Below are 241 nucleotides of genomic sequence, written 5' to 3'. Positions count from 1 at the left end.
CACGGCGTCGCCTCGCCGTTCGGCCGGTATTCGCGCCCGGGCGCAAGGTCGAGCCCGAACGTGCGCGCGGTGTCGCACAGCAGCGCGGAATCTTCCACGCCGGGCACGCGCGCCCACACGAACATGCCGCCGCTCGGCTGTTCGAACACTTCCCAGCCCGCATGGCGTAATCGCGCCACCGCGTTGGCCGACGCCTGCGCGAGGCGCCGGCGCAGCCGTTCCAGATGCTTGCGATGCGTGC

At 72.2% G+C, this 241-nt stretch carries 1 pseudogene; it reads right to left on the bottom strand.

The annotated features are described in order from the left end of the window. Positions 1–241, bottom strand: a pseudogene (locus tag SB816_RS34480) (PLP-dependent aminotransferase family protein); the annotation flags it as partial.

This window comes from Achromobacter sp. SIMBA_011 (assembly GCF_046535435.1).
In the GTDB taxonomy this organism is placed as follows: Bacteria; Pseudomonadota; Gammaproteobacteria; order Burkholderiales; family Burkholderiaceae_B; genus Achromobacter; species Achromobacter dolens.
Note: the sequence above shows the minus strand (reverse complement) of the source record. Positions and strands in the feature narration are given on the sequence as shown.